The following is a 15,633-nucleotide window of genomic DNA, read 5'->3' as shown; positions in this document are numbered from 1 at the left end:
GTGGCTAAATCCGGCGTAACCGTTTTCAGGCGGATATTGCCTGGCAAGGAGAAACAGGACAGGTGGATCTTTCAATAGTGATTCCCCTTTACAACGAAGAGGATAACATCAAAAACCTGCACAATGAGATAACCGCCGCCATGGAAGGGCTGGGCCTGGACTGGGAAGTGGTTTATGTGGACGACGGCTCCGCAGATAAGACCTTTGACCTTTTGAGGGAAGTGGCAAAAGAGGATATCAAGGCCAAGGTGGTCGGCCTCAGGCGCAATTTCGGCCAGACCGCGGCCATGAGCGCGGGTTTTGACCATGCCCTGGGCAAGGTGGTTGTCACCATGGACGGGGACTTGCAAAACGATCCCGCGGACATCCCCATGCTGCTTGCCGAGCTGAACAAGGGCTATGACTTGGTGGCAGGCTGGCGGGCCGACCGCCAGGACGCCTATCTTTCCCGCAAGCTGCCTTCCCGCCTGGCCAACGGCCTTATCAGCCGGATCACCAAGGTGGAGCTGCATGATTATGGTTGCACCTTAAAGGCCTTTCGCAGGGAAGTGGTGCAGAGCATCCGGCTTTACGGAGAGATGCACCGCTTTATTCCGGCCATAGCCAGTGCTGTGGGGGTCAGGATAAAAGAGGTGCCGGTAAACCACAGGGCGCGCACCGCCGGTTCCAGCAAATACGGCATCAGCCGCACGCCCAGGGTGCTCCTTGATCTCTTTACAGTTAAGTTTCTGCTCTCCTACGGCACCAAGCCCATACAGCTTTTCGGGCTATGGGGCCTGGCCACCGGAGGAGCGGGATTTCTTTTGGCTCTTTATTATACAATTCAGCGTCTTTTCTTTGCCGTGCCTCTTTGGGGCAAGCCTGGCCTTATCCTGGCCGTGCTTTTGATGTTGGTCGGGGTGCAGCTTATAAGCATTGGTCTTTTGGGTGAACTGCAGGTCCGCACCTATTACGAGACCCAGGCCAAGGCAACCTATACGGTGCGCGAGGTGCTGAACGGCGAATCAAAACGGTGATGGACGCCGGAGAAGAGCGCCTTTCGCCCCTTGCCCGGGCAGGGCGTAATCTCTTATTCAAGTCCTTGGGGGAAACCCTGGCCAGGGTCTGTTTCGCCGCGCTTTTTATATTTACCGCCCGGATTATAGGGGCGGGCGAGTACGGACGTTATTCCTTTGCCGCCTCACTGGCAGCCCTGGCCCAGATCGGCATGGATTTGGGGCTGAACACCCTTTTTGTGCGGGATTGCGCTCGAAATCCCGCGCTTATCCCCAAATACGCAGGCAATCTCCTGGTAATGAAACTCAGTCTGCTCAGCCTTATGCTGACAGTTATTCTGGGGTTTTGCCTTTTTAAGGGCTATCCACTGGAAGACACGGCCCTTATTTTGGCCGTGACCCTGGCCCAGTCTTTTTGGGGCCTTTCCGACTTGGGAGTGGCCGGGTTCAATGCCTTGGAGCGCATGGACTTGGACGCCATGATCAAGGTCACCGGCCGGTTCGCGGCCCTTTTGGCCGCCGGCAGCCTTCTGGCCGCCGGGCTGGGGGTCTGGGGCCTGGCCCTGGGTCTTTTAATAGCCAATGCACTGGCTGCCTGCCTTTCCCTTTACAAGTTAAAGGCCCTCAAGGGGTTTACCCCTTCCTGGGATCCGGCATTTTTCAAAAGCCTGTTCAAGGAGTCCTTGCCCTTGGCCCTGACCAATATTTTTATCCTGGTTTATTTCCGGGTGGATATTGTGATGATGGAGGCCATGGGAGCCACCTTCAGGGAGATAGGCTGGTATGCGGCCGGGGTGCGGGTGATCGATGCCGCAGCCATGGTTCCGGCCATGGCCGCGGCCGCGCTTTTGCCGGTGCTTTCCAGCCTGGCCCAGAAAAGCCCCCGGGCCATGAGGAAGCTCTACAGCCAGGGACAAAGACTGATGCTTATTCTGGGAATCCCCTCGGCAGTGGGGTTGTGGACCGTTCGTCAGGATATCACCTCTCTGGTATATGGCCCCAGCTTTGGCCCCACCGGCCCGGTATTTATCTGGCTGGCTCCGGTCTTGGGTCTTTTATTCCTTAATTTTTTGCAGATGGCCATGCTCACCTCTCAAGGGAGGCAAAGGCTTTTGGCCTGGGCTACCGGCGCCTGCGTGCTGGTCAATGTGGGGTTGAACCTGTGGCTGATCCCGGCCTACGGATTCATGGGGGCAGCCTTTGCCACCTGCGTCACCGAGGTGGTTTTGTTCACCCAGTGCTCCTATTTCATAGGCAGGGGCAAGGGAGCGGTGGAGATCCTGAGTACGGCCCTGCGCCCGGCCCTGGCGGCCGGGATCATGGGGGTCGGCCTGTGGCTGGCAGGTGATTGGCATGTCCTTTTAGTGATCCCGGCTGGTATTATCATCTATGCGGCGGCCCTCTTTGCCCTCAGGGGGCTCACCAAAAAGGAAGTCATTGAGTTGTGGGGCCTGCTGCGCAATCCCGCCAAGGCCGCCGGAAGCGAAGCTGAATGAAAACGGAAAATCTTTGGCAAAGCGACGTTGCCAATAATAAGAGCCAAGGGATAAGCTGGTAGTGGCCGCCGGGCTTTAAAAAAGCAGTGCCTGTAAAAAAAGGCCGCGCTTAGTTGTTTTGCATTCATACCGGGCCGTTTGGCCGCAGGGCCGCCTTATATAACATTTGAGATCAAAGGCCCTTTTTGACGAATGGGAGAAGCGGTGAGAATCGCCATTGATGTCAGGACTGTCACAGCCTTGCGCTCAGGCGTGGGCAACTATGTGCTCCACCTGTTGAAGGGGCTGCGCAAGGTGGCTCCGGAAGAGGAATTCCTCTTGGTGGGGCAAAGGGACAACCTTTTGGAGATAGGCTGGGATTTGCCGTCCGAGCTTACTCATCAAACCAGGATATCCCATGAAAATCATCCCTTGGGTGATATGTGGGAACATTTCTGGCTGCCCGGTGTCTTGGAGCAGAAAGACATCCAGGTAATGCACGGCCCGGCCACCTTGATACCTTTGCACGGTGGAACCTACTCCAAGGTGGTGACTATTCACGACTTGGTGGCCTTTCTTTTTCCGGACACCATTCCCCGTAAATATGCCATGTACATGCGCTGGTTGATCAAAAGAGTGGTCAAAAGGGCCGACCGGGTGATCAGCGTCAGTGAAAACACCAAAAATGACATGGTCCAGATCCTTAACCTGGATCCTGACAAGATAACCGTGGTGCATGAGGCGGCTCAACCGGATTTCCGGGTGGTGGAGGATGAACAGCTGTTAAAAAACACCTGCCGCCGTTACGGCATAGAAGGCCCGTTCATCTATCATGTGGGCAACATTGAGCCCAGAAAGAACCTGGTTCGCCTGATGAAGGCCTACCTGCTTCTACGCGACCGGCTTAAGGGGGCTGTGAAGCTGGTGATTACAGGCCAAAAGGGCTGGCTCACCAAAAAACTTTTCCGCAACCTAGGCGGTGTGGATCTGTCTGAAGATGTGATTTTTACAGGTTACGTGCCGAGTGAGGACCTGCCGATTTTGATGAATGCGGCCGAGGCCTTTATCTTTCCCTCTTTGTACGAGGGATTCGGCCTGCCGGTGCTGGAGGCCATGAGTTGTGGAACCCCGGTGGTTACCAGCAATATAAGTTCCCTGCCTGAAATTGTTGATGATGCCGCTGTTTTGGTGGACCCTTATTTGGAGGATTCCATTGCCGAAGGTATTTTGCGGGTTCTCGAGGACAGCGACCTGCATCGGGATCTAAAGGCCAGGGGGCTGGCCCAGTCCGCCAAATTCTCCTGGGAAAAGGCGGCCAGCGAGACCATGGATGTCTATCGCAGGGTTTACAACGAAAGGGACTTCAAGTGAAGCTGATCTACGACCTGCGCATTTTATCCCCGCATATGCACGGCATGACCCGCTACGGCCTGGAGCTGCTCAAGGCCATCCTGGAGCTGGATCAGGAATTGGGTGTCGGGGTGCTGGTCGTAAAGCCTGAACACGGCGAACTGTTGCCTAAAGATCCCCGCCTTGTGGCTATTGCCTGCGGCTTGAGCCCCTATGGCCCCAGGGCCCAGTTTACTCTGCCCAAGATACTTAACGCCCTAAGGGGTGATGTTTACCATTGTCCTTTTTTCGGTCCCCCGGCCAGGTTTAACGGACCCATGGTGGTTACTATCCACGACCTTATCCACCTCAGGTTTGCGGGGGACTACGGGCTGAAACAAAAATACTATTACCGCTTTGTGGTCGGCCCGGCGGCCCGTAAGGCCCGGGCGGTTTTCACTGTAAGCGAACACTCTAAAAAAGATGTTGTGGAGCTTTTAAAGGTGGAGCCCGAAAAGGTGCTGATTACACCAAACGGAGTGGATTCGCGTTTTAAGCCCCTTGAGCGGAAAGAAAGGCAAAAGGCGCTTGATGAACTGGGCTGGCCGGAGGGATATCTCTTGGGGGTGGGCAATAAAAAGCCGCACAAGAATTTGCTTTCTCTTATAAAGGCCCATGACATCTTAAAAAGGAAAATGGCTGATCAAGCCCCGGCTCTGGTCCTGGTGGGAGTTAAGCAGGATGATTTCCCCCAGGTTAAGACGGGTGGGGATTTGATTTTCAGTTCTTCCCTGGATGACGAAAAATTGCGCCTGGCCTATGGAGCAGCCGCAGCTGTGGTCATGCCTTCCCTTTACGAAGGTTTTGGCCTGCCCGCCCTGGAGGCCATGGCTTCGGGGACGCCGGTGGTGGCAAGCGACCAGGCATCACTGCCCGAGGTGGTTGGCCAAGCCGGGGTTTTGACCGGGCCCGAGCCCGAACCCCTGGCCCAAGCCCTGATGAATCTTTTAGAAGACCCTGGTGAAATGAAGCGTCTGGCTGCCCTGGGCCCTGAACAGGCCGCCCGCTTCACGTGGCGGAACTCGGCCGAAACCGCCTTAAAGGCTTTAAAAACCATTGCCTCCCATGGCTCTCTATGAGGTGCACTTTGCAGATTTGCGATGAATTAAAGGATCTTAGGGTTGTATTGGTGCATGACTGGCTTACCGGTATGCGGGGAGGTGAAAAGGTTTTAGAGGTTTTTTGCCGTTTGTTTCCCAAGGCTCCCTTATACACCCTGGTTCATATCAAGGGGTCGGTCTCAAAGACCATAGAAGATCGTCCCATCCACACCTCTTTTATCGATCGTTTGCCCCTGGCCCACAGCCATTATCGTTATTACCTCCCCCTTTTCCCCCTGGCCGCCGGGATGCTGAAACTGCCTCCCTGTGATCTGGTTTTGAGCTCCAGCCATTGCGTGGCCAAGGGAGTAAAGGTCCCCACAGGGGCCGCTCATGCGGCCTATGTACATACCCCTATGCGTTATGTATGGGATATGTATGATGATTATTTTGGGAAAGACAAGGGGGGGCTGGCTTCCAAGATAATGCCCTTTGTGCGTCCCCATCTGCAGCGTTGGGATGTGGGTTCAAATGATCAGGTTGATTTTTTTTGGGCCAACTCAAAGCATGTGGCTAAAAGGATCAAGCGGCATTACGCCAGGGACTCCATTGTGATCAATCCGCCGGTGGAAGCCGGGCGCTTCACCCCACAGGCCGGGGAAACGGACTATTACCTGGTTTTGAGCGCTCTGGTGCCCTATAAACGGGTGGACCTGGCCGTGGCGGCTTGCTCGCGTTCGGGCAGAAGGCTTAAGGTGGTCGGCAAGGGGCCGGACCTGGAGAGACTTAAATCCCTGGCCGGGCCGACTGTGGAGTTCCTGGGCTGGCAGCCTGATGAGGATCTGCCCGGTCTTTATGCCGGAGCAAAGGCCCTTTTGTTCCCCGGGGAAGAGGATTTCGGCATCACCCCCCTGGAATCCATGGCCTCGGGCGTGCCGGTGGTGGCCTATGGCAAGGGAGGAGCCCTGGAAACGGTGATACCACCTGAAGCCTCAGATAAAAGTTTTGCCACCGGGGTTTTCTTTGCGGAACAAAATGTGGATTCCCTGCTGGGTGCGCTTGATCGCCTGGAGTCTCAACCGGAGTTGTTTGAAAAAGAGGCTATGGTAAAACATGCCCAGGCCTTTGACACAGAGGCCTTTGCCCAAAGGATCGCTGAAGCGGTCTTAAAGGTGTGCGAAATAAAATTCAAGTAAGTTGACCATTTGTCAGGGTGGTGTTAATCTTCTGTGCTGCAATCGTTTGTGAAGTGGGCGGATGGTAAACTAAAAAAATGCCATCCGCATTATTTTTTCGGGGCTAATCCCCGCAAATATTGCATTGAATATAGGTTCGGCAGGGAGTTTTTTAAAGTTTTCGGGGTTGATTCAGGTGTTTTCCCAGCCGCCTGTTGAACCGAGGAGTTTTGGATGAAAGTCCTAGTTCTTGGCGCCGGTGAAGTAGGCTACCATACCGCGCTCAGGCTCTCCCGCGAGGGCCAAAATGTGGTTCTGGTGGACCGTAGCAGCCAGGCGCTTCGCAAGGTTAACGATTCCATGGATGTCCAGACCCTTATGGGCGAGGCTTCCAGCCCCAGGATATTGCGTGAATCCGGAATCGACCAGGTGGACCTGGTGGTGGCTGTCACCGACAGTGATGAAGTCAATTTGCAGGCCTGTCGTTTTGCCAGGCTCTTGGCGCCTGCGGCCACCAGAGTTGCCCGCATCAGGAATGTGGATTATCTGGAGTTTATCGAAGACGAAGGTCAGGCCACCCTTGATGTGGATGTGGTGATCAATCCCGAAAGGGAGGTTGCCAATCAGATTATTGAATTCCTGGCCATTCCGGCCGCTTCATCGGTTACGGATTTTGCCGACGGTCAGGTTAAGCTTTTGGGGCTGAGGTTGCCCGCCACCAGCCCTCTGGTGGGTAAGGATATGTCCCAGGTGCGGCCCTCCGGCGGCCTGCCTTTTTTGGTAGTGGCCATTGAAAGGGCCGGACAGGTTATCATACCCAGGGGTGAGGATTACCTGCGCGTTAATGACCTGGCCTACGTAGTGGTCAGTGAAAACGCCATTGCCGATGTAGTGGCCCATTTCGGTCTGTCAAACGAACCGGTCCGCAATCTGGTGGTGGTCGGCGGCGGAGCCATAGGCTCTGCGGTGGCCCAGGAAGCCAGGAAAAGGGGCATCAAAAGCCGCATTATCGAAAAGGACCAGCAACGCTGCGAGGTGCTGGTTGACAGCCTGAAAGACGTGCTGGTCTTAAACGGCGACGGCACGGACCTGACCCTTCTGGAGGAAGAAAACGTAGGCGCAGCCGATGTCTTTGCCGCCATGACCCAGGATGAAGAGAGCAATGTGCTCATGGCGCTTTTGGGCAAAAAGCTGGGCGCCAAACGCACCATCGCCAGAGTGGCGCATTTGGGTTATGTCCCCATGGTGAGCACCTTGGGGCTGGAACTGGTGGTAAGCCCTCGTTTTGCCGCGGTTTCCGCTATCCTGCGTTATCTGCGCAAGGGCAAGGTGTTAAATGTGGCTTCCTTGAGGGACGAAGGAGCCGAGGTCATAGAAGTGGAAGCCATGCCGACTTCCGGTGTGGTTGGCAAACCCCTGGCTGATGTCAAGATGCCGAGCGGGGCCTTGGTCGCCGCAGTGATCAGGGGCGCCGAGGTTATGATTCCCAGTGGTAATACTGTGGTTGAACCTGGTGACCACCTCTTGATTTTCCTCTTGCGCCAGGTCTTGGGCAAAGTGGAGAAGCTTTTGACCGTTAGCCTGGAATTCTTCTAAAAGCTTGCCTTTTTTCCAGAGGCTTGGCCAAAGGCCTTGCCTCTGGGTTATTATTATAAGATTGCAGACCCATTTCGAGGCGTTGATAAAGGCCCGGCAGTGGTCTGTGTTTAAAAACACAAAAAGCGTCCCTATGGCCTTACAGCCGTTTTTTCGGGGATGCTCTAAGGATGATAGATAAAGTGGGACTGGCTTATACATTTTCCCTGGTGGGGCTTCTTACAGCCGGTATGGGAATTTTTATGTTCGCTCCCATGGGCGTCAGCCTTTGGTATGGCGAAGCTGCCTGGTCGGCTTTTTTGGCCGGGGCCATGGTCTCTTCGGTCCTGGGTGGTATTTTGTATTGGCTCTTCAGGGATAATGAACGCCCTGAACTGAGTCAGCGCCAAGGCCTGGCCATTGTGGGCCTTTCCTGGGCCGCATGCGGAATTATGGGTGGGCTGCCCCTTTACCTTACCGGTGATTTTGTCAGCTTCTGCGATGCGGTCTTTGAATCAGTCAGTGGATTCACCACAACCGGAGCCAGCATCCTAACCAGTGTGGAGGATTGCGGCAAAGGCGTGCTTTTCTGGCGCTCACTCACCCATTGGCTGGGAGGCATGGGCTTTATCGTGCTTTCCCTGGCCATCCTGCCTTTTGTGGGGGTGGGCGGCATGCAGCTTTACAAAGCCGAGGTGCCGAGCCCGTTTCCGGATCGCCTGCAGCCCAGGATAACCGATACGGCCAGTGTGCTTTGGAAGGTTTATGCCCTGATAACTCTCGCAGAGACCCTGCTTTTAATGGCCGGAGGCCTGGATTGGTTTGATTCGGTGTGTCATGCCATGGCCACCATGGCCACAGGCGGTTTTTCAACCAAAAATGCCAGTGTGGCCGGGTTTGGGAGCGCCTATGTGGAATGGGTGGTCACTATTTTCATGGTTATTGCGGGGGTGAACTTTTCCCTGCATTTCATGGCCTTCCGCCGCCGTTTCGACGCCTTTTGGAAAGACGAGGAGTTCAGATTTTATATTGTGCTCTATCTGGGCATAGTGATCGCCATTACCGCTTCGCTTTTTTTCAGCGCGGATATCATGGTTCTGGACTCTCTCAGGCTGGCGGCCTTTCAGACCGCAACCATAATAACCACAACCGGCTTTGCCACGGCGGATTATTCCCTGTGGCCGCCTTTTGCCGTGGCCCTTTTGATCTGCATCATGTTTGTGGGTGGTTCTGCCGGATCCACAGGGGGCGGCCCCAAATGTATGCGGGTGCTTTTGGTTTTGAAACGCTCCCTGGTTGAGCTTAAGCGTCTGGTGCATCCGCGCATGGTGAGCCCTTTGAAACTTTCAGGGCATATTGTGGATCGTCAGGTTGTCGGCGGTATATGGGCCTTTATGGGGCTTTATCTGGCCCTTTATTTAGGGGCCAGCCTGTTTTTGGCCGCCCTTGGCATGGACCTCACCACGGCCTTTTCCGCTTCCATAGCCTGCCTCGGTAATATCGGCCCCGGTTTGGGATCGGTTGGGCCGGCCGGAAACTATGCCCATCTGCCGGATATTGCCAAATGGTTTTTATCCGTTTTGATGATCGTGGGGCGCCTGGAGGTCTATGCTGTGCTGGTGCTCTTTTTGCCGGAGTTTTGGCGTAGGTAAGGCCCTTTTTGAGAAGTCGCCAAAACGCCCCCGCGCCTTTCAGGTAGCGGGGGCGTTTTTTCCTGTCAAGCGAAGAGGCTTTTCTGTTCTCCGGCCGGTGCTATACAAGCAGGCGAATCGTTTTTAACTGAATTGACCACCCCGGAGACAGGGCGCACCTGCATCTCTGCTTCCGGATAGGGCTGCAAAAGGGAGAGCAGAAAATCAGGGTCTTTCTGTTCGGGATCAAGCCAGGCCTTTTCAAGGTGAGGGGGCAGGATCACCGGCATGCGGTCATGAACCCGGGCCACCAGGGGATTGGCCCGGGTGGTTATGATGGTAAAGGTTTTTAACCCCTTTCCTTCAGGGGCCTGCCATTGATCCCAGAGTCCGGCCAGCCCGAACATTTCACCGGAGGCCAAGGTGTAGTAGAGCGGTGTTTTGGGCTTGTTTTTCCCCTGGCTTTGCCATTCGTAAAAACCATCAGCCGGAATAAGGCAGCGTTTGGCTTTGAGGGGGCCCTTGAAGCTGGGTTTTTGGGCCAGGGTCTCGGCGCGGGCGTTGATTGCCTTGAAACCGTGGTCAGGATCCTTGGACCAGTGGGGAACCAGGCCCCATTTCATAGAGGTCAGTTTCAGGCCATCTGTATTGACTATGAGTTCCACTTGCTGACCCGGAGCCAGATTAAAACGCCGGGCAAGGGTCTTCCCCCCCGGATTTAAGCCAAAGCGTTTCTCCACTTCAGCCATCTCTCTGTCCCTGCTAAAGCGTCCGCACATTTTTAGTCGTCCGATTCTTCTGTCCGGGGTAGTTTTTCTGCCGCTGGTTTATCCAAAAGCCAGATAACTTCACCACTTGGTTTGATGCAGCTCGCCGGCCAGTCCTGGCTGGTTTGGTTGCCCTGGATCAAGGCGAGGGTTTTGGCCACCGCCTCTGCCTTTTCGGAACCTGTCACCAGAAACAATATGCATTTTGCCTGGTTAAAGGCCTTGGGGGTGAGGGTCAGTCTGGTTATGGCAGGGATCGTGTTGATTGGCGGTTCCGCCGGCACCACCAGCCTGAAACTGGTAAGGGCCGGGTCTCGGGGAAATAGGGAAGCGGTATGACCATCCGCGCCCAAACCCAAAAGAGCCAAGTCCCATAAAGGATCTGTCCGTGGCCAGAAGTGGCGCAGCTTTTCTTCGTATTTCCTGGCGCTTCTCACTGGATGGTCAATATCCACCGGTATGGGGTGGATGTGGGCTCTGGTGATAGGCGCTTTTTTCAATAAGAACCTGTCTGCCTGGCCGAAGTTGCTTTCTGCCATCTTGGGATGCACCAGGCGTTCGTCGCCCCAGAATATCCTGAATCTGCCCCAGGGGATGCTTTTGCTGAAGGGGGCTGCGGTTAAGTGGGAGTAGGTATCCAAGGGAGTGTTTCCCCCGGAAAGGCATAGGAAGAAACGGCCGCCGTTGCTCACGGCCCGGGCTTTTTGACGGATTATTTCCGCGGCCTCCATGGCCAGTTGCCTATTATCCAATATTTTGATCGAAATCTTCATAGGGCGGGTTCCGGCCAGTCGGGTAATATGGTTTTGACCTCCTCCGGACCCCAGGACCCTGGGGTGTAGGTGTGCAGTCTGCTTGCCCGGTCGCCGCAGGATTCGCACCGGTTCAAAACCGGCTCCAAAAAGGACCAGCAGAGTTCCACCCCGTCTTGCCGCCAAAAGAGCATCTGCTCCCCTTGCATGCAGTCCAAAAGGGCCTTTTCATAGGCCCCCAGACTAAGGCCGGAAGGGTCGACCGCATAGTCAAAGACCATGCGCACCGTACGCAGGCAAAGAACCGGACCAGGCCCTTTGGTCTGAAAACTTAAGGAAATGGCTTCTTCAGGATGAATATTTAAAAAAAGCCGGTTTTGGGTTATATCCTGCCCCAATACCTGGCGGAACATGGAGTGGGGGACTTGCCGGAAGAAAATCACCATGCGGGTTACTTTTTGGGCCATGCGCTTGCCTGAGACTAAGTAAAATGGTACCCCCTGCCAACGCCAATTGTCCACATATACCTTTAACATGGCAAATGTGGGGGTTAGCGAGGTTTGAGCCACACCTGATTCCTGACGGTATCCTTTTATCTCCTTTCCAGCACCATATTGCCCCAAGAGCAGATGCTGGTCCACGGCTTGGGAAGTAAAGGGGCGCAAGGAACGGAAAACCTTGGTTTTTTCATCCCGAACCCTGTCCGCGGCCCACATGGAGGGAGGTTCCATGGCTGTGAGGGACAAAAGTTGGAGCATGTGGTTTTGGAACATGTCCCTCAATACTCCCGTCCCCTCATAATAGCCTGCCCGGTGTCCCACTCCCAGTTTTTCACTGGCTATGATCACCACCTTGTCCACAAAATTTCGGTTCCAGATCGGCTCAAAGATGGCGTTGGCAAAACGGAACATGATTATGTTCTGCACGGTCTCCTTGGCCAGGTAATGATCAACCCTGAAGATCTGGTCTTCACTAAAGGCTTGAGCCATGGTTTGGTTGAGATAACGGGAGCTTTCAAGGTCGTGGCCAAAGGGTTTCTCCACCACCACTCTTATCCAGCCCTGGTGGTTCGGACCTGGTTGGGATAGTCCGGCTTGGGCCAGTTTCCGGGAAACCACAGGCGGCAGGGAAGGAGGCAGAGCCAAGTTAAATAAAAGGTTGTCCTTTGCCCCTGTTTTTTGACCCAGATGCTTTAGTAATGTAGCCAGAGCCTTATAGTCTTCCGGCTGATCATATTCCAGACGGTGATAGTAAAGATGGGAAAGGAAATCAGAGCATTTGCCGCTTTGGGTGTCGCAGTGTCTGGTCACCGCATCCTGCATCTGCCCGCGAAATTCCCGGTCATCCCAATTGGTGCGGCTCACTCCGAGAATAAAGAATTGGTCCGGCAGATGGCCGGAGTCATATAAATTGAAAAGAGCGGGCACCAGCTTGCGCCAGGCCAGGTCTCCGGAGGCCCCGAAAATGACGATGCCTGCCGCTTGCAAAGGCTCAGGCAACAGGCAGCCCGGGGTGGCAGGGGGATTGTCATGGGCCTTTTCCCGCACCAGGGCGGGTTCCGGTTTGGGAGGTGTTTCAGCGCTGTTCATGGCAAGCCTTCCAGAGTTATTACCGATTGGGTTATTGAAAAATTTAATTTTTCTTTACGGCGTGCCCTCCGAACTGATTGCGCAAGGCCGCCAGCACCCGATCGGCAAAGGTGTTTTCCTGCCTGGAGCGAAAACGCTGCATCAAAGCCAAGGTCAAAACCGGAGCCGGTGTGGATGATTTGACCGCCTCTTCCACAGTCCAGCGGCCTTCTCCGGAGTCTTCCACATAACCTCTTAATTTTTGCAGGCTTGGGTCCTGTTTGAGAGAGAGTTCAAGCAGCTCCAAAAGCCAGGAGCGCACCACACTGCCCTGGTTCCATAATCCGGCAAGGGCCTTTAGATCCAGGTCATCGCCATAGGGTCCCTTTTTAAGCAGTTCAAAACCTTCGGCATAGGCCTGCATCATGCCGTATTCGATGCCGTTGTGGATCATTTTGCTATAATGGCCGCTGCCCGTGGGGCCGCAGTGCAGATAACCCCCTTTGGGGGCCAGGTCCTTGAGAAGGGGCTCAAGCAGCTTAAAACCTTTTTCCGGGCCGCCGAGCATTAGGCAAAAGCCGTTTTCAAGCCCCCATACACCGCCGCTTACACCGGCGTCCATGTAAAGGATGCCTTTTTCGGAAAGGCTTTTGGCTCTGGGGAGATCATCGCTATAACGGCTGTTGCCGCCTTCAACCAAAACATCTCCAGGCTCGAGCAGCTTTTTCAATTCTTTGATATGGTGATCAACCACGCCCGCAGGGAGCATGATCCAGACGGCCCTGGGAGGCCTTAGCTTTTCTTTGAGGATGGTCAGAGCTGTAGCGGGCTGGCCGCCCAAGGCGGCCAGCTCGTTTATTTTTTCCGGACTGCGGTTATAGGCCACGATTTCATGGCCTTTTTGGATAAGCCTGAGCGCCATGTTAAAGCCCATGCGCCCCAGGCCGATCATTCCCATCTGCATGGCAATCCTCCTTGCGTGATTGCCCTTTTAGGGACAGTTTTTATCCAAGCAAGCTCAAGGCCTGGTTAACCACATTTTCAACACTTAAGCCCAGCTCTTTAAAGACAACCGAGCCCGGTGCAGAAGCGCCAAAGCGGTCCACACCGATTATGCGGCCTTCCCGGCCTACATAGCGTTCCCAGCCCAGAGTGACGCCGGCCTCAATGGCCACCTTTGCCTTGACCTGGGGCAGCAGGACCTGATCTTGGTATTCTTGGCTCTGCTCGCTGAATACCTCCCAACAGGGCATGGAGACCACCCGGCAGGCCTTGCCCCGGCTCTCCAGCTCTTTTGCCGCTTCCAGGGCAAGATGCACTTCAGAACCAGAGGCCATGAGGACGATTTCAGGCGTTTCCAGACTGTCTTTCAATACATAAGCGCCTTTTGCCAGATTTTCAGCCCCGGTGTCGAGCACCGGAAGTTTCTGGCGGGTCAGGCACATAGCCACCGGGCCCTCTTTTTCCAAGGCCAGTTTCCAGGCGGCCGCGGTCTCATTGGCATCGGCAGGTCTCACCACAGAGAGGCCGGGCATGAGGCGCAAGGACATAAGGTGCTCCACCGGCTGGTGGGTGGGGCCGTCCTCGCCCACGCCAAGGCTGTCATGGGTGAAGATAAAGGTGGAGTTGGTCTGCATCAGGGCGGCTAAGCGTAGTGAGGGGCGCATAAAGTCGCTGAACACAAAGAAGGTGCCCGCATAAGGCAATACGCCTTTGTGCAGGGCCATGCCGTTTATAATTGCGCCCATGGCGTGTTCACGCACGCCAAAGTGGATATTCCTGCCGCATTCAGCCTCTTTGCCCCGCATATCGCCGGAACCGGCGATCATGGTCTTGTTGGAAGGGGCCAGGTCGGCGGAACCTCCAACCAGGTTCGGCAGCACCGGCGCTAAAGAGTTTATAACCTTGCCGCTGGAAGCGCGGGTGGCCATGGGGCCGTCATCTGCGGTAAAGACAGGCAATGCTTTTTGCCAACCGGTCGGCATTTCACCAGCTAGTTCACTGATCAGGGTCTCGGCCGCCTGGGGATCGACTGCTTTGAAATCCGCCAGTTTCTGGTTCCATTGCTCTTCCCAGAGCTGACCGTTTTTCAGGGCTAGCCGCATCTGTTCCAGGGCGTCTTCGGGAATATAAAAAGGCTGGTCAGTGGGCCAGCCAAAGTATTCCTTGGTTGCGGGCATGGCGTCTTTGCCCAGGGGCTCTCCATGGGAGGAGGCGCTGTCCACCTTGGGGCTGCCATAGCCTATGTGGGTGTTGACCATCACCAGGGAGGGGCGGTCCTTGTCCGAACGGGCCAGACACACCGCCGCCTCAATGGCCTCCAGGTCGTTTCCGTCGGCCACCTTGAGCACCTGCCAGCCATAGGCCTTGAAGCGGCCTTCCACATCTTCGGTAAAGGCCAGGTCTGTGCCGCCTTCAATGGAGATATGGTTGTCGTCATAAAGGTAGATCAGTTTGCCCAGGCCCAGGGTCCCGGCCAGGGAGGCCGCTTCCGAGGCTACGCCTTCCATGAGGTCTCCGTCCGAGACTATGGCGTAGGTGTAATGTTCCATCAAGTCACTACCGGCGGCCTGATGACGAGCCTCTAAGAACCTTTGGGCCAAGGCCATGCCCACACCCATGGCAAACCCCTGTCCCAGGGGTCCGGTGGTGGCTTCCACGCCAGGGGCCAGGCCGTATTCAGGATGGCCTGCGGTCTTGCTGCCCCACTGACGGAAATTTTTAAGCTCATCAAGGCTAAGGTCATAGCCTGTGAGATGCAGCATGGCATACAAAAGCGCGGAACCGTGTCCGGCCGAAAGAATAAAGCGGTCCCGGCCGGACCAATCGGGATTGGCCGGGTTGTGACGCATGAACTTGCTGAAAAGGACATAGGCCATGCCCGCGGCGCCTAAAGGCATGCCGGGGTGGCCCGAGTTCGCCTTTTCGACCATGTCCACAGCCAGCATGCGAATTGTGTTAACGCAAAGCTGATCCAGTTTTTTGCCGGATTCGGGCATGACGATTTCTCCGATTATGATTCATGACAAAAATATATCCCCCGGAATAAGCACCATCATATTGGGCGAGGCGTTCCGGGGAGGCTTGTTTGCTCAATTTTTATAGGAACCTTGATCAATTGTTAGTATCAGGGTGATGTTTGCTTTTGACAAGAGGCAATTGGGGTGCTTTGTTTCAACTTAACGACAATGGGGATTAATAATTTTCTTATTGAGCCCAGTTGGTTGCTCGGCCTTTTAAGGGGTCAAATTACCAAGCTTTTTTAA

12 protein-coding genes are annotated in these 15,633 nt (G+C 55.0%); 7 read left to right on the top strand and 5 right to left on the bottom strand.

From position 1 onward, the window contains the following. The first annotated feature begins 62 nt into the window (after positions 1–62). From X474_RS24590 to X474_RS24560, 7 genes are all read left to right on the top strand, one after another. Positions 63–1,016: a glycosyltransferase family 2 protein gene (locus X474_RS24590; RefSeq protein ID WP_044352730.1), complete on the top strand. Its 954-nt coding sequence runs from the start codon at positions 63–65 to the stop codon at positions 1,014–1,016. Then, a complete protein-coding gene (locus X474_RS24585) occupies positions 1,016–2,491 on the top strand; it encodes a flippase (RefSeq protein WP_044352728.1) in 1,476 nt (491 codons plus the stop codon). The genes X474_RS24590 and X474_RS24585 overlap by 1 nt, the downstream gene beginning before the upstream one ends. Positions 2,492–2,695: 204 nt before the next feature. After that, positions 2,696–3,841, top strand: a complete 1,146-nt coding sequence (locus tag X474_RS24580; RefSeq protein ID WP_197282267.1) for a glycosyltransferase family 4 protein — start codon at positions 2,696–2,698, stop codon at positions 3,839–3,841. Continuing rightward, positions 3,838–4,938 carry a glycosyltransferase family 4 protein gene (locus tag X474_RS24575; RefSeq protein ID WP_052515609.1) on the top strand — a complete coding sequence of 367 codons (1,101 nt, stop codon included), beginning with the start codon at positions 3,838–3,840 and terminating at the stop codon, positions 4,936–4,938. Before X474_RS24580 ends, X474_RS24575 begins: the two co-directional genes overlap by 4 nt. Positions 4,939–4,946: 8 nt before the next feature. Next, positions 4,947–6,095: a glycosyltransferase gene (locus tag X474_RS24570; RefSeq protein WP_231688377.1), complete on the top strand. Its 1,149-nt coding sequence runs from the start codon at positions 4,947–4,949 to the stop codon at positions 6,093–6,095. A 213-nt stretch (positions 6,096–6,308) separates the two neighbouring features. Beyond that, positions 6,309–7,670, top strand: coding sequence for a Trk system potassium transporter TrkA (gene trkA, locus X474_RS24565; RefSeq protein WP_044352727.1), 1,362 nt, complete (start codon positions 6,309–6,311; stop codon positions 7,668–7,670). A 170-nt stretch (positions 7,671–7,840) separates the two neighbouring features. Beyond that, positions 7,841–9,301, top strand: a complete 1,461-nt coding sequence (locus X474_RS24560) for a TrkH family potassium uptake protein (protein WP_044352726.1) — start codon at positions 7,841–7,843, stop codon at positions 9,299–9,301. A gap of 65 nt (positions 9,302–9,366) precedes the next feature. Here X474_RS24560 and X474_RS24555 read toward each other — a convergent pair whose 3' ends face one another. From X474_RS24555 to tkt, 5 genes are read right to left on the bottom strand one after another with little or no spacing between them, the layout of a single operon-like run. Next, the gene (locus tag X474_RS24555; protein ID WP_044352724.1) at positions 9,367–10,059 is read right to left on the bottom strand and encodes an SOS response-associated peptidase; all 693 of its coding nucleotides are present in this window, start codon (positions 10,057–10,059) and stop codon (positions 9,367–9,369) included. A gap of 2 nt (positions 10,060–10,061) precedes the next feature. Then, positions 10,062–10,820: a 6-phosphogluconolactonase gene (gene pgl, locus X474_RS24550; RefSeq protein WP_044352723.1), complete on the bottom strand. Its 759-nt coding sequence runs from the start codon at positions 10,818–10,820 to the stop codon at positions 10,062–10,064. Next, entirely contained in the window at positions 10,817–12,388 is a 1,572-nt protein-coding gene (gene zwf / locus X474_RS24545; protein WP_082464628.1) for a glucose-6-phosphate dehydrogenase, read from the bottom strand. The genes pgl and zwf overlap by 4 nt, the downstream gene beginning before the upstream one ends. A 43-nt stretch (positions 12,389–12,431) precedes the next feature. Continuing rightward, on the bottom strand, positions 12,432–13,331 hold the full coding sequence (gnd, locus tag X474_RS24540; RefSeq protein ID WP_044352722.1) for a phosphogluconate dehydrogenase (NAD(+)-dependent, decarboxylating): 900 nt from the start codon (positions 13,329–13,331) through the stop codon (positions 12,432–12,434). A 40-nt stretch (positions 13,332–13,371) separates the two neighbouring features. Continuing rightward, positions 13,372–15,366: a transketolase gene (gene tkt / locus X474_RS24535; RefSeq protein ID WP_044352721.1), complete on the bottom strand. Its 1,995-nt coding sequence runs from the start codon at positions 15,364–15,366 to the stop codon at positions 13,372–13,374. Positions 15,367–15,633: the final 267 nt, after the last annotated feature.

Source organism: Dethiosulfatarculus sandiegensis (assembly GCF_000931935.2).
Lineage (GTDB): Bacteria > Desulfobacterota > Desulfarculia > Desulfarculales > Desulfarculaceae > Dethiosulfatarculus > Dethiosulfatarculus sandiegensis.
Note: the sequence above shows the minus strand (reverse complement) of the source record. Positions and strands in the feature narration are given on the sequence as shown.